The following is a 13,762-nucleotide window of genomic DNA, read 5'->3' as shown; positions in this document are numbered from 1 at the left end:
GGTTTGCCGGCCGCGTGCGCCGCGGCCAGCGCGCGGGCCAGCCGCCGCCCGTCGCGGAAGTCCTCCACGTACGCGGCGATGACCCGCGTCGGCTCGTGCCGTACGAGCGCTTCCAGGGCATCCGTGGCGTCGATGTCCCGCTGGTTGCCGAGGGAGACGAAGCGTGAGAAGCCCTGCCCGGCACGGGCCAGCAGGCGGCCGATCTCCAGCGCGAGATTGCCGCTCTGGGAGACCAGACCGACCTGCCCGGCCGGGAAGTCGCCCCAGCTCAGACGGAGGTCGCTGGTGGTGTCGACTACGCCCATACAGTTCGGGCCGAGCAGCCGCGCGCCGCGCGCGGTCACCTCGGACGCCAGCGCCCGTTCCGCCGCGGCGTCCGTGCCGCCGGAGGTGATGACGGTGAAGCAGCGGGCACCGGCCGCCAGCCCCTCGGCGACGACCGCCCGCACCTGGGGCGGCGGTACCGCCACCACCACCTGCTCCGGCGCGCTCGGCAGGGCGCCGAGGTCCGGCAGGAAGGGCACGCCGTCCAGCGCGCCGCCGCGCCGGTTGACCAGGTGCACCGCACGGCGCCCGCGCCCGGCGAGCGCCCCGGACGCGAGCCAGTACCCCCACTTCTCGGGGTTGGCCGAGGCACCGACGACGGCCACGGAGCGGGGGTCGAAGAGCGCGGCCAATGGGGCCTGCTCGGGCGTCATCGGTACCACCCGAACCGCTCCGCGATCACCGGCAGCCGGTTCGCCACGATGCCGTGCGCGGCGGCGCGCGGCGTGCAGCCAACAGCCTCGGCGCGCGCCAGCATCTGGTCGATCAGGGCCCGCATCGAGCGCCGCGTATACGCGAACGCCTCGTCCGCGTCGGCGCCGATGTCCCCGAAGAGCGTCCACCACCACCAGGCGTTCGTCCCGGAGTTGACCACCACGTCGGGCAGGACCGTCACCCCGCGGGCGGTGAGCAGCGCTTCAGCCTCCTCCCGTACCGGCATGTTCGCCGCCTCGACCACCCAACGCGCGGTGATGTCCCCTTGGTTCCCGGCGTCGATGGCGTACGAGACGGCCGCCGGTACGAGGATCTCCGCCTCTGCCGACAACCAGGCCTCACCCGGCAGTTCACGGTCGGCGGGGCGCAGCGCCGCACGGTCCACCGTGCCGTGCGGGTCGCGCGCCGCGAGCAGCGCCTCGACGTCCAGCCCGTCCGGATTGGCCATGGTCCCCTTGACGTCGGCGACCGCGACGACGCGCAGCCCGGCGCGGTCCAGGAAACGCGCGGTCGCGCCGCCCATGGTGCCCAGCCCCTGCACGGCGACCCGGGTACCGGCGTACGGAACGCCCGCGCGGTCCAGCGCGGCGAGCGCGGCCTCCGCGACGCCGCAGCCGCCCACCAGTTCGTCCAGGCCGATGCCGTCCACGTCGATCCGGAAGGCGTCGGCGAGCCGCTGCCGGGCGGCGGTCTCGTCGTCCAGCAGCGGGTAGACCGCCTGGATGGAGGAGACCAGCCCGGCTTCGGCGGCCGCCTTGTCCACCAGGTCCTGGGTGAGCCCGAGATCCTCGCCGGTCGTCCAGAAGTGCTCGATGTACGGACGCATGGCGCGCAGATAGCGCACGAGTACGCCGTACGCCTCCGGCGCGCGCGGGTCGCAGTCGATGCCGCCCTTGGCGCCGCCGAGCGGGATGTAACGGCCCTCGGGGTTGTAGTGCAGCGCTTCCTTCATCGTCATGCCGCGGGCGAGACCGGTCACCTCGTCGAGGGTGCAGCCGGCCCGCATCCGCAGCCCGCCGCTGGAGACGCCGCGCACCAGGCGGTCGATGACCAGATGGCCCTGGTGACCGGTCTCGTGATCGGTCCAGGTGAGGGAGACGAGCGGGGCGGGGGACGGTGCGGAGGGTACGGCTGTGCTGCTCATCGGGCGGGCTCCTCGGGGACGGTGATGACGGTGGGGCCGGGCGTACGGAGCGCCCGGCGGAGCGCGTCGGCGAGCGCCGGGGCGGTCTCGGCGCGTACGCCGTGCCCCCCGTACGCGCGGGCCAGCGCGGGCAGGTCGACGGGCGGCACGCCGGGCGGCGGCAGGTCGACGGCGACCGGGCGGTCGCCCCGCGCCACCATCTCGTCGCGGATCTCGCCGTACCCGCCGTTGTCGAACACGACGATGGGGAGGGGAAGTTGAAGCTGTACGGCGGTGGCCAGCTCCTGTACGGAGAACTGCAGCCCGCCGTCGCCGCTCAGCGCGACGACCTGCCGGTCCGGGTCCACGACCTTGGCGCCGACGGCGGCGGGCAGTGCGTACCCGAGGGTGCCGAAGCCGGTCGGATGCAGATAGCGGCCCTCGGGGCCGAGGGGAAGGTGCGGGATCGCGCCGTAGTAGCAGCACTGCGCGCTGTCGGAGGCGAGGACGGCGTCCGGGGCCAGTACCTCGCGGATCACCCGGAGGTACGGCAGCCACCGCGCGTCCCGCTCCGCCGTCTCCGCGTCCCGCTCGGTACGAAGGGTCGCGACGGTGCGTTCCGCCGCGGCCCTGCCCCGCTCCTCCCCCGCCTCCTTGAGCAGCGCCCGCACCGTCTCCCGCGCCTCCCCCACCAGCGCGATGTCCGCCGGGAGCCCCGCGTACATCTGCGCCGGGTCGATGTCGGCCCGGATCAACGGGCCCCGGAGGGTGAGTGGTTCTGTGGTCCATACGTCGGACTCGGCGAGTTCCGTGCCGACGGCGAGGACCGCGTCGCAGTCGGCCGCCAGCCACCGCTGGACGGCGGGGCTGTGCAGCGAGACGCCGAGCGAGAGGGGGTGCGTCTCGGGGAAGGTTCCCTTGCCGTTGGCGGTGGTCACCACGGGGGCGCCCAACTCCTCGGCCAGTTGCCGGAGTTCGGGGGCAGCCGATCGCGCACCGCCGCCCAGCACGAGGGCCGGTCGGCGGGCGCCCCGCAGTGCTCCGGCCGCGGCGGCCAGCGCCTCCGGGTCCGCGGTGGCCGGTACCGCGGGCGGCGCGGGCCGCACCGGCCCGGGTGCCGCCACCTCCGTGAGCACGTCGAGCGGCACCTCGATGTGCGCCGGGCGGGGCCGCCCCGTACGGAAGAGCGTGAACGCACGGGCGACCGCCGCGCCGATCTCCTCGACCGTCGACACCCGGTGGCTGAACGCCGCCACCGCCCGCAGCGCGTCCGTCTGGCTGCGCATCTCGTGCAGCAGCCCGGTGGACTGCCGCGGGTGGCGCAGCGGCATCCCGGGCGAGACGACGAGCAGCGGGACGCTGTCGGAGTGCGCCTGGCCGACGGCGGCCGCGATGTTGAGGAGGGCCGGGCCGGTGGTCGTCAGCGCGACGCCGGGGCGGCCGGTGACCCGGGCGTACGCGTCGGCGGCGTAGCCCGCGCCCTGCTCGTGGCGGGGGTTCAGGTCGGCGATGCCGTACGCGTCGAGGTGGCGGTAGATCTCCAGGTTGTGGGTGCCGGGGATGCCGAAGGCCCGCGTGACGCCGTGCGCGGCCAGTGCCCGTACGAGGGCCTGGCCACCGGTCATGTCCACAGTCATCACATCCCCCGCGCGATGACGAGCCGCATGATGTCCGAGGTGCCTTCCTCGATCTCCTCCAGCTTGGCGTCACGCATCCACTGCTCGACCGGGTACTCGCGCGAGTAGCCCCAGCCGCCGAGCGTCTGGACCGCGGCCCACGTGCAGTACGCGGCGGTCTCCGAGGCGGTGAGCTTGGCCATCGCGGCCTCGGTGGTCGCGTCCAGCCCGGCGTCCAGCCGCTTGGCCGCCCGCCAGGTCATCAGCCGGGCCTGCTCGACCCGGGTCCGCATGTCCGCGAGGCGGAAAGCGACGGCCTGGTGCTCGATGATGGGCTTGCCGAACTGCTGCCGGGTGGTGGCGTAGTCGCGGGCGTACTCGTAGGCGGCGCGCGCGATGCCGGTCGCCGCCGCGCCGAGGACCGCGCGCGAGATGTCGAACGTGCGCATGAGGCCGTGGAAGCCCTGGCCCTCGTCGCCGAGCCGGTTCTCCTCCGGTACGAACGCGTCGCGGAAGAAGATCTCGCGGCAGACGATCGCGCGCTGCCCCATCTTGCGCATGGGCGCGCCGAATTCGACGCCTTCGGTGTCCTTGTGCAGCAGGAACGCGGTGACGCCGCGGGCGCGCAGCGCGGGGTCGGTCTTGGCGAAGACGACGTACTGGTCGGCCTCGCCGGCGTTGGAGATCCACGCCTTCTGGCCGTTGATCCGGTAGCCGCCTGCGGTGCGGAGCGCGGTGGTGGTGATCGAGGCGGCGTCGGAGCCGGCGCCGGGCTCGGTGGTGGCCAGGGCGGTCATGGGCGTGTCGGGGCCGGTGAGCGGGGTGAGCCAGGTCCGTTGCTGCTCCTTGGTGCCGAGCTCCAGTACCGGGTCGGCGAAGAAGCCGTTGGAGCAGAGCAGGTTGCCGATGCCGAGGTCGCCCGCGCACAGCTCCTCCTGCACGAGCGCCTGCGTGAAGACGTCGGTGAAGCCGCCGCCCCCGTACTCGGCCGGGAGCATGAAGCCGGTGATGCCCACCTCGGCGGCCTTGCGCCACAGGTCCCAGGGGGTCTTGATGTCGGCCTCGTCCACGTCGCGGGCCCGCGGCCGGATCTCGTCGCGCGCGAACGCACGGGTGAGGTCGACGATGTCCCGCTGCTCGGGGCTCAGCGGGACCAGCTCGGTGGGCAGCTCTGACATGGGCTCTCCCTCTCCGGACGCACCGGCCGCACGGCACGGCGACGGCGACGCCTTACTGAATCGTGATTCAGTATTTGGAGTGGGCGACGGACATGTCAATGAGCCCGCCGACTGAATCGCCAGTCAGCGGGCTGGGGACCCGTAAGCGGGTCAGAGCACGAACGTCAGGGTGGTGACGCCCTCCTGCGAACTCACTCCCTCTCCGGCGCACGCGACCAGATCCAGCGAGGGCAGGGCCACTTCACGAATGGCAGTGCTACCTTCCCCTGGGCCACTGCTGACCTGCCCCGTTGAGGTGACCGTGGTGGTGCCGCCCACGCGCGCGACGGTGGTATTGGTGAACCTGACGGTACTGGCCTGACCGGTATCCCACCTGTACTCGATCACGTCGGTACGGCCCGGCTGCACGGTCAGCAGGCAGCTGACCTCTTCTTCAAACGATGCCGCGCCCCGACCACGAGTGATGCCGTTCAGCGAGGAGGTGCAATTGCGGTAGTCCTCCACTACCCGGGCACGGGTGGGCCGCGGCGTCAGGGTCATAGGAGGGCTGTAGACGGCGGACTGGCTGCCCGTACAGGTAAGGACAGCCGGGTCGGCATGAGCGGGCGGGGCCAGGAGCAGAGCCCCGGCGGACATACCGACTAATGCTGCCGTACAGCGCACGCTGCTGCGCATGAACACGTCCTTGTCTCGGTCGGTCGAATTCCCGGATCAACGGGCACGGCCAACCCAAGCGACACCGGACGGACCGGGCAACACAGCAGCAAACGGCTTCACGGTGAACCGGCCACCGGCAACCGCTCTACCTGCGCACCACACGCACCAATGCCCTGGCAGGCATCGCACCGCCCTGCCCATACGCCCCTTCGAGGCGACTGAGCATCTTTCACTCACACAAGTGAACGGTCACGGCCAAACGTTCAAACCTCACGAGCCGTGGTGGCCGAGGCGGCGGTCCAGTGCGCGGTCGGCGTGGGCCAGGGCGTCCGCGGTGTCCCGGCGGGCGGCGGCCGCGTCGGGCAGCCCGAGCGCGGCGGCGATCTCGTCCCAGTCGTGCCCGGAGGACAGCAGCGCGCGCACGGCGGCGCCGAGCGCGGAATCGGCGGCGGCCCGCACCCGGCCGATCTCGGCGAGGGTGGCCAGCAGGTCGGGAGCGGTACGCGCGGCGGCGCTGTGCTGCTCGGCGAGGGCCAGCGACTGGTCGGTGGTGACCCACCAGTCGCCGGCGGTGGCGGCGGGGAGTTCCGGTGTCAGGGTCATGGGACCAGATTAGCGAGGGCGGACCACGGAACGGGCCGCCTGGTCCGCTGAGCGGACCAGAGAGCGGGCGGCGTGGCGAGGCCCCCTGTACCTCGCCAGGAACGTTCCTGCTCGCGGCTCCCCTTGCCATCACAACGTTCCAGGCGTCTGGGCGTTCCCGTCAGAACGTTCCTGCTTCTGCCATGTTTTTCAGGGTTTGTTGGAGGGTGTCGCCGAGGGTGGATTTTGTGGTGCGGGCCTGGGGGGTGTCGACGTAGATGGAGTTCATGTGGAGGCCGGCGTCGTTGCGGTGGAACCAGAAACAGATGCCGTTGCTGCGCGAGGCCCACAGGTGCTTTTGGGCGTTGCGTGCGGCGTGGTGCTCGGCGCCCGGTGCCTTGCGGAAATCCAGGTACGAGAAGAAATTGACGGCATACGGCCAGTAGCGGAGCGCGGTGTACTCGCGCGGCGCGAGCAGTCGCCACGCCTGCACGAACGGTACGTCGCCATGGCGCTGCATTTCGGCGAAGGCGCTCTGTACGCCGGTCATCACGTCCGCGAACTCCGCACCCTCCGGCACCGGAAATTCGATCGGCATCGTATTGATGAACCAGCCCATGGTGTGCGCATAGGCACCCCGACCGCGTTCGTTGACCGGCATCAGGCCCCGGTAGACCGACGGCCCGCCCTCTTTCCGGAGGGACACCCCGACCGCGGCCAGCAGCCCCATGAACAGCCGTCCGCCCGCCGCCCTGCACTGGTCGTCCAGCGCCGCGGCCCCGTCCGCCGGCAGAAGCGTTTCCGTTTCGTTGACCGTGGGATACAGGCGGCCCGGCTCGACGCCGAGGTCGAGCGGGAACGGCGGGAAGAAGTTCCCGCCCCGCTCCATGAACCCCTTCCAGTGGTCCAGCCGGCTGTCCTCGGCGACCATGGACCCATTGCGGTTGCGCTGGTCGCGGCTGAAGTCGACATAGCTGCCCACCTCGGAGAAGTCGGGCTCCTCGCCGCGGGCGTACGCCGCATAGGCGCTGGCGATGTCGTGCACCGCGATCGGCGTCGACAGGCCGTCGGTGACGAGGTGGTCGCAGGCGAAGTACACCGTGGTGGAGTCGTCCCTGGCCACCGCGCCCATGATGATCAGCGGCCAGGAGAGCGTGTCGACCCGCTGGAAGAACTCGTGCAGATACGCGCGGATTCCGTCGGCGGAGTCGACGGGCCCCACGTCGACCGTTTTGAGTTCGATGTCCTCCGGCGCCAGCGCGTCGCAGGACAGATCGCCGGCGAGCTGCTGGAATGTGCAGCGCAACACCTCATGGCGGCGCACGAAATGCAGCAGCGCGGATTCCAGCGCACCGCGGTCCAGCGGCCCGGAAATCTCGAACGTCCCGGCCACATAGGCGGATACGGAATCATTCGTGCTGCGCGCGTCCTGGGCGACCGCGAAATGTTTCGCCTGGTTGTACGTGGTGGTCTCGTGCGGCGGGTCGGATTCGGCGGAGCCGTGCATTCTCGCGACCACCACCGACCACTCAAAGACGTGTCCCGGGGCGATCTCCACATCTTCGATGGGTACCTGAAGCACTATGGCTCTTTCCGTTGCCTGTCAGTTGCCGTGTCGCTCGCGCGACCGGGGCGGGCGGCGTTGGCGGCCACGATCCGGCCCCGCTCTTTCACCCAACGAGCCGGAAAGCTGACAGAAACGGGGGGCATGACAAGGGCCCGGAGAGGGACACCGGGCGGGGCCCCGGCAGGGCCCCGGCACGGTCAGCCCTCGACCCGTTCCACCTTGTCGATGAGCAGGGCGTACGCCAGCAGGCCGGCCAGGACGACGATCGCGATGTAGCCGAGCGCCCAGGCGAAGGAGCCGGTCCGGTCCACGATCACGCCGATGACCAGCGGAGTCAGCACGCCGCCGGCGTTCGCGGCGAAGCTGAAGACGCCGCCGCCGGTGCCGGTCAGCCGGCGCGGCACCGCGTCGGAGAACAGCGCCCAGCTGTTCTGCATCAGGCCCTGCGCGAAGAACGCGACGGACATGAACGTGATCACCAGCGGTACGGAGTTGGTGAAGTTCGCACAGACGATGACCGAGGCGAGTACGAAACCGATCATTACCGGCGCCTTGCGGGCGAATGTTCGGGAGAAGCGGCCCGAGTTGAGCATCCGGTCCGACCAGGCGCCGCCGGCCATCGTGCCCACCAGCGCGGCCAGGTACGGCGCCGAGGCCCAGAAGCCGGCCTTGATGATGCCCATGTGCTTCTCCTCCACCAGGTAGCTGGGGAACCAGGTGAGGAAGAAGAAGAGGACCGAGGCGCTGGCGAACTGGCCGATGTACATGCCCCACAGCCGCCGGTTGCTCAGCAGCACCCGCAGGTCGGCCCAGACGCTGGTGTCCAGGACGGCCGCCTGCTCCTTGGCCGCCGCGATCTCCTCGGCGGACTCCAGTTCGTCGGGCTGCCGGATGTGCGCCAGCTCCGCCGCACTCACCTTGGGGCTGTGCTCGGGACGGTCGTAGACCTTGGCGAACCAGACGACGGAGAAGAGCAGGCCGACGATGCCGGTGATCACGAAGACCGAGCGCCAGCCGAAGTGCACGGTGAGGAGGGAGAGGACGGGCGCCGCGACGGCCAGGCCGATGTACTCGCCGGAGGTGTACGTCGCGGTGGCGCGGCCCCGCTCCCGGCCCGGGAACCAGTTCACGACCAGGCGGTTGTTCGACGGGAAGGCGGGCGCTTCGAAGGCGCCGAGCGCGACGCGGATGCCGACCAGCGGGACGAAGCTGCGGGCCGCGGCGACCACGAACGTCGCCAGTGACCAGCCGACCAGCGCGTACCCGAAGGCGAGCTTGGCGCCGACCCGGTCGATGAGCCGGCCCGCCGGCACCTGGAGCAGCAGGTACGCCCAGCCGAAGGAGGAGAGCAGCAGGCCCTGCTGGGTGCCCGAGAGGTGCAGTTCCTCCTTGATGTGCGGGAGGGCGACCGAGAGGTTCGTACGGTCCAGGTAGTTGATCGCCGTAATGACGAAGAGGCAGGCGAGCAGCCCGTAGCGGGCACGGCTGAGCGCCGGGCGGGCGGCGTCGGGGACGACGGGCGGTGGCGATGCGGGGCGCTCGGTCGCGCTCATGCGGGGACTCCTTCGTCTGGTCCGCGGTGCGGTTGCGGACCGCTGTAGGGAGCAGGTCCACTGTGCGGACCACTTGGTCCGAGCTGCGGCGACGATAGAACGTGTGCTGACTATCTACAAGAGGTTGCCGACGAGTAACCGGAGGATTGCCTGCCCCTGGTCCGCACAGCGGACCGGGATCCATACTGGTCGCCATGAGCGAGAGCGAGCGCGGCGGCATGCGGACGGTTCAGCGGGCCATCGACATCCTGGGGCTCTTCGGCGAGGAACGCCCCGCGCTGACCCTCCGGGAGATCGTCGCGGGCAGCGGGCTGCCCAAGACCACCGCGCTCCGCCTGCTCCAGACGCTCCGCATGAACGGCCTGCTGTGGCTGGACGAGCACGGCCGGTACACGGCGGGCCCGACCTTCCTGCGCTGGGTCCGGCTGGCGGACCAGGGCTGGCGGCTGCCGGCCACCGCCCGGCGCGCGCTGCGCGAGCTGGCCGCCGAGCACCGGGAGACGGTGCACCTGTACGTACGGCGCGACGTGCACCGCATCTGCATCGCCCAGGAGGAGGGCCCGCAGGCGCTGCGGCACGTCGTACGGGTCGGCGACGAGCTGCCGCTGTGGGCCGGCGGGCCGTCGAAGATCCTGCTGATCGACGCGGAGGCGGCGCTGGTCGAGCGGGTGGCGCGGCGCTCCCCGCACGGCACGAAGCATGCCCGGGCGCTGACCGAATGGGCGGCCGAGGCGGAGCGCGCCGGGTACGCGGTCAGCCACGGCGAGCACGAGGAGGGGCTGTCGTCGGTGGCCGTGCCGGTGCGCTCGCGCGGCGGCGAGGTGGTCGCCACGCTGTCCTTCGGCGGCCCGTCGGCGCGCTTCACGGCCGAGCGGGTACCGCTCTTCGTCGCGTCCCTGACGGCCGCGGCCCGCACGGTGGCCGGCGGCCTGCCCGTCACGGGCTGAGCGCCGCCCCCACGGCCCGGGTCCGCTGTACGGACCGGGGCCGCCGTACGGACCGGGGCCCTACCCCCGCAGCTCCTCCGCCGCGTCCGCGACCCGGCCGATCAGGCGCATCAGCGTCTCCTGCTCGTCCTCCTCCAGCGGGGCGAGGAAGACCCGGTTCATGCGCCCGGTGCGGGTGACGAGCTTGCGGTGCAGGCGGGCACCCTCGTCGGAGAGTTTCAGTACGTTGCGGCGGCCGTCGTGCGGGTCGCGCACCCGCTCCACCAGGCCGCGCCGCACCAGCCGGGCGACCAGGTCGGCGATGGTCGAGCGGTCCAGGTGGACATGCTCGCTCAGCGTGCGCTGATCGATGTCCGGCTTCTCGACCAGCGCGTTGAGCACGGCGAACTGCGGCGAGGTGATCTCCTCGGACACCATCGCGCCCCACAGCAGCGAATGCGCCTGCTGGAGGCGGCGGGCCAGATGCCCGGGATGGGTGTTCAGATCGACCGCAGCCATCGAGCCTCCTGTAAGCGAACCATCAGCGAACCATTGACGAATCAGAACCTTGCTGGAAGTCTACGGCTCACTGAAGGATTAGTCAGTGCACTGAGTATTTTCCACAAGCGGAGTGACGATGGCCGAGATTCGCAGCCTCCACGACGCCGTGGCGGACCTCATCCACGACGGGGACACCGTCGCCATGGAGGGCTTCACCCACCTGATCCCGTTCGCGGCCGCGCACGAGATCATCCGCCAGGGCATCACCGACCTGACCCTCGCCCGGATGACGCCGGACGTCATCTACGACCAGCTGATCGGCGCGGGGCTGGTCAGGAAGCTGGTCTTCTCCTGGGGCGGCAACCCGGGCGTCGGCTCGCTGCACCGCTTCCGCGACGCCGTCGAGAACGGCTGGCCGCGCCCCCTGGAGCTGGACGAGCACAGCCACGCCGGCATGGCCAACCGCTACGTCGCGGGCGCCTCCAAGCTCCCGTTCGCGGTGCTGCGCGGCTACCGCGGCAGCGACATCCCCGGCCGTACGGACACGGTGTCCACCGTCACCTGCCCGTTCACCGGCGAGAAGCTGGCGGCCGTCGCGGCGCTCAACCCCGACGTCACCGTCATCCACGCCCAGCAGGCCGACCGCGCGGGCAACGTGCAGATGTGGGGCCTGACCGGCGTGCAGAAGGAGGCCGCGCTCGCCGCGAGCCGGGTGCTGGTCACCGTCGAGGAGATCGTGGACACCCTGGAGCCGCGCCCCGGCGGCGTCGTCCTGCCGACCTGGGTACTGGACGCGGTCGTACTCGTCCCCGGCGGCGCCCACCCCTCGTACGCCACCGGCTACACCGTCCGCGACAACGCCTTCTACCAGGCGTGGGACCCGATCGCGCGGGACCGCGACGCCTTCACCCAGTGGATCGAGACGCATGTGCGCGGCGCGCAGACGCCCGTGGCCGAGGCCGAAGGAGCGAACGCCTGATGTCCCAAGCGCCCGACACCGGGGCCGAGTTCACCCGCGACGAGCTGATGGAGGTCAACGCGGCCCGCGCGCTGGCCGGCGCGAAGACCTGCTTCGTCGGCATCGGCCTGCCCAGCACCGCCGCCAACCTGGCCCGCGCCACCGTCAATCCGGACCTGGTCCTCATCTACGAGTCCGGCACGATCGGTTCGAAGCCGACCGCGCTGCCGCTGTCCATCGGGGACGGCGAACTGGCCGAGACCGCCGACGCGGTGGTGCCGGTACCGGAGATGTTCAACTACTGGCTGCAGGGCGGCCGGATCGACGTCGGCTTCCTCGGCGCGGCCCAGGTCGACCGGTACGCCAACATCAACACCACCGTGGTCAACCGCGGCCCGGACAGGCCCGAGGGCCGGCTGCCCGGCGCGGGCGGCGCCCCGGAGATCGCCTCCAACTGCGGCAAGGTGCTGATGGTGCTGCGCCACTCCACCCGTAACTTCGTGCGGGCACTGGACTTCGTCACCACCCTCGGGCACGGCGCCGGGCCCAAGGACCGCGCCGCGCTCGGCATGCCGGGCGCCGGACCCACCGCCGTCATCACCGACCTCGGCGTGCTGCGCCCGGACCCGGAGACCGCCGAGCTGGTCCTCACCGAGCTGCACCCCGGCGTCACCGTCGACCAGGTGCGCGCGGCCACCGGCTGGGACCTGCGGGTCGCGGACGAGGTGGGCACGACGGCACCGCCCACCGCCCAGGAGCTGGCCGCGCTGCGGGCGCTCAAGGCAGCAACGCACGAGCCGGCGAAGAGGTAGGAACCCACCATGGCACTCACCCAGCACGACATCGACCGTGAAGTGACCGAACTCCAGGACGCGTACGACAAGGCGCGGGCCGGCGGCGCGCCCGCCGCGCACCACCCGCCGCGCGACTACGCCCCGTACCGCTCCAGCGCGCTGCGCCACCCCAAGCAGCCGCTGGTCGCGGTGCACGGCGACCCGGAGACCGTCGAACTGTCCGGGCCCGCCTTCGGGACCACCGACGTCACCGCCCTGGACAACGACCTCACCAAGCAGCACAACGGCGAGCCGCTCGGCGAGCGGATCACCGTCTCCGGGCGGCTGCTGGACGGCCGCGGCCGCCCCGTGCGCGGCCAGCTCGTCGAGGTGTGGCAGGCCAACGCCTCGGGCCGGTACGCCCACCAGCGCGATGACCACCCCGCGCCGCTGGACCCCAACTTCACCGGCGTGGGACGGGTGCTGACCGGCGACGACGGCAGCTACTCCTTCACCACGATCAAGCCGGGGGCCTACCCCTGGCGCAACCACACGAACGCCTGGCGTCCGGCGCACATCCACTTCTCGCTCTTCGGCGACGCGTTCACCCAGCGGCTGGTGACGCAGATGTACTTCCCGAACGACCCGCTGTTCCCGTACGACCCGATCCTGCGCTCGGTGACCGACGAATCGGCCCGGCAGCGGCTGATCGCCCGTTACGACCACGACCTGTCGCAGCCGGAGTTCTCGCTGGGCTACCGCTGGGACATCGTCCTGGACGGTCCGTCCGCCACCTGGATCGAGGAGGGCCGCTGATGTCCGAGGAGAGCCTGATGACGACCGACGTGACGCTTCCCCCCACCCCGTCGCACACGGTGGGCCCCTTCTACGGGTACGCGCTGCCCTTCCCCGGCGGCGGCGACATCGCCCCCGCCGGGCACCCGGACACGATCACCGTGCACGGATACGTGTACGACGGCGCCGGCGAGCCGGTCCCGGACGCGCTGGTGGAGTTCTGGCAGGCGGCCCCGGACGGCTCGCTCGCCGGAGCGCCCGGCTCGCTCCGCCGCAACCCGGTGGACGGCGGCTACTACGGCCGCAACGGCGTGGACTTCACCGGCTTCGGCCGGGTGCCCACCGACGCCGACGGGCACTACGCGATCCGCACGCTGCCGCCGGGCGGCGCGCCGTACCTCTCCGTCTGCGTCTTCGCGCGCGGCCTGCTGCACCACCTCTTCACCCGCGCCTACCTCAGCGAACCCGCCGGCGACACGCTGCTGTCGGGTCTGGAGCCCGCGCGGCGGGAGACTCTTCTCGCCAGGGCCGAGGCGGACAGGCACCGCACGCACCGCTTCGACATCCACCTCCAGGGCGACAAGGAGACGGTCTTCCTTGCCTTCGACTGACCCCATCGAGGGATCCGTCGCCGGGCCCGCCGACGTGGGACTGCTGTCCCCCGTCCGGGCCGGCTCGGCGGCCGAGGCCGCGACCGGCGACACCGCGTTCCTCCAGGCCATGCTGGACGCCGAGGCCGCGCTCACCCGGGCGCAGGCCGCGCTCGGCGAGGCC

The 13,762-nt window shown here is 71.7% G+C and carries 14 protein-coding genes and 1 pseudogene; 6 read left to right on the top strand and 9 right to left on the bottom strand.

Annotated features, from left to right (window positions below; genetic code table 11):
• The 8 genes from ABT381_RS31795 to ABT381_RS31760 all read right to left on the bottom strand — a co-directional run.
• Positions 1–698, bottom strand: a 698-nt coding sequence (locus tag ABT381_RS31795; RefSeq protein WP_351600331.1) for a CoA-binding protein, incomplete at its 3' end; no start/stop codon positions are given.
• The gene (locus tag ABT381_RS31790; protein WP_351600329.1) at positions 695–1,903 is read right to left on the bottom strand and encodes a glutamate dehydrogenase; all 1,209 of its coding nucleotides are present in this window, start codon (positions 1,901–1,903) and stop codon (positions 695–697) included. The genes ABT381_RS31795 and ABT381_RS31790, both read right to left, overlap by 4 nt.
• Entirely contained in the window at positions 1,900–3,507 is a 1,608-nt protein-coding gene (locus tag ABT381_RS31785; protein ID WP_351600327.1) for a 5-guanidino-2-oxopentanoate decarboxylase, read from the bottom strand. Before ABT381_RS31785 ends, ABT381_RS31790 begins: the two co-directional genes overlap by 4 nt.
• 11 nt (positions 3,508–3,518) lie before the next feature.
• Complete coding sequence (locus ABT381_RS31780; RefSeq protein WP_351600325.1) at positions 3,519–4,676, bottom strand: acyl-CoA dehydrogenase family protein; 1,158 nt, start codon at positions 4,674–4,676, stop codon at positions 3,519–3,521.
• A 150-nt stretch (positions 4,677–4,826) separates the two neighbouring features.
• Positions 4,827–5,216, bottom strand: a complete 390-nt coding sequence (locus ABT381_RS31775) for a hypothetical protein (protein ID WP_351600323.1) — start codon at positions 5,214–5,216, stop codon at positions 4,827–4,829.
• A gap of 387 nt (positions 5,217–5,603) precedes the next feature.
• The gene (locus ABT381_RS31770) at positions 5,604–5,936 is read right to left on the bottom strand and encodes a hypothetical protein (RefSeq protein ID WP_351600321.1); all 333 of its coding nucleotides are present in this window, start codon (positions 5,934–5,936) and stop codon (positions 5,604–5,606) included.
• Between the two features lie 160 nt (positions 5,937–6,096).
• Positions 6,097–7,497: a condensation domain-containing protein gene (locus ABT381_RS31765; RefSeq protein ID WP_351600319.1), complete on the bottom strand. Its 1,401-nt coding sequence runs from the start codon at positions 7,495–7,497 to the stop codon at positions 6,097–6,099.
• Between the two features lie 182 nt (positions 7,498–7,679).
• A complete protein-coding gene (locus tag ABT381_RS31760; RefSeq protein ID WP_351600317.1) occupies positions 7,680–9,035 on the bottom strand; it encodes an MFS transporter in 1,356 nt (451 codons plus the stop codon).
• A gap of 194 nt (positions 9,036–9,229) precedes the next feature.
• Between ABT381_RS31760 and ABT381_RS31755 the strand changes: the two genes are divergently transcribed.
• Positions 9,230–9,982, top strand: coding sequence for an IclR family transcriptional regulator (locus tag ABT381_RS31755; protein WP_351600315.1), 753 nt, complete (start codon positions 9,230–9,232; stop codon positions 9,980–9,982).
• Positions 9,983–10,042: 60 nt separating this feature from the next.
• Here the strand turns inward: ABT381_RS31755 and ABT381_RS31750 are convergent, their stop codons facing one another.
• Positions 10,043–10,480, bottom strand: a complete 438-nt coding sequence (locus ABT381_RS31750) for a MarR family winged helix-turn-helix transcriptional regulator (RefSeq protein WP_351600313.1) — start codon at positions 10,478–10,480, stop codon at positions 10,043–10,045.
• Between the two features lie 118 nt (positions 10,481–10,598).
• On the opposite strand from ABT381_RS31750, the gene ABT381_RS31745 reads away from it, so the two are divergent.
• The 5 genes and pseudogenes from ABT381_RS31745 to ABT381_RS31725 all read left to right on the top strand — a co-directional run.
• On the top strand, positions 10,599–11,441 hold the full coding sequence (locus tag ABT381_RS31745; RefSeq protein WP_351600311.1) for a CoA transferase subunit A: 843 nt from the start codon (positions 10,599–10,601) through the stop codon (positions 11,439–11,441).
• Complete coding sequence (locus ABT381_RS31740; RefSeq protein ID WP_351600309.1) at positions 11,441–12,232, top strand: CoA-transferase subunit beta; 792 nt, start codon at positions 11,441–11,443, stop codon at positions 12,230–12,232. Before ABT381_RS31745 ends, ABT381_RS31740 begins: the two co-directional genes overlap by 1 nt.
• Before the next feature lie 9 nt (positions 12,233–12,241).
• Positions 12,242–13,009: a protocatechuate 3,4-dioxygenase subunit beta gene (gene pcaH, locus ABT381_RS31735; protein ID WP_351600307.1), complete on the top strand. Its 768-nt coding sequence runs from the start codon at positions 12,242–12,244 to the stop codon at positions 13,007–13,009.
• Positions 13,009–13,599 carry a protocatechuate 3,4-dioxygenase subunit alpha gene (gene pcaG, locus ABT381_RS31730; protein ID WP_351600305.1) on the top strand — a complete coding sequence of 197 codons (591 nt, stop codon included), beginning with the start codon at positions 13,009–13,011 and terminating at the stop codon, positions 13,597–13,599. The genes pcaH and pcaG overlap by 1 nt, the downstream gene beginning before the upstream one ends.
• Positions 13,586–13,762: pseudogene (locus ABT381_RS31725) on the top strand (3-carboxy-cis,cis-muconate cycloisomerase); the annotation flags it as partial. The gene pcaG and the pseudogene ABT381_RS31725, both read left to right, overlap by 14 nt.

Source organism: Streptomyces sp. NPDC000151 (assembly GCF_040301705.1).
Lineage (GTDB): Bacteria > Actinomycetota > Actinomycetes > Streptomycetales > Streptomycetaceae > Streptomyces.
This window is presented reverse-complemented; position numbering and strand designations above follow the sequence as displayed.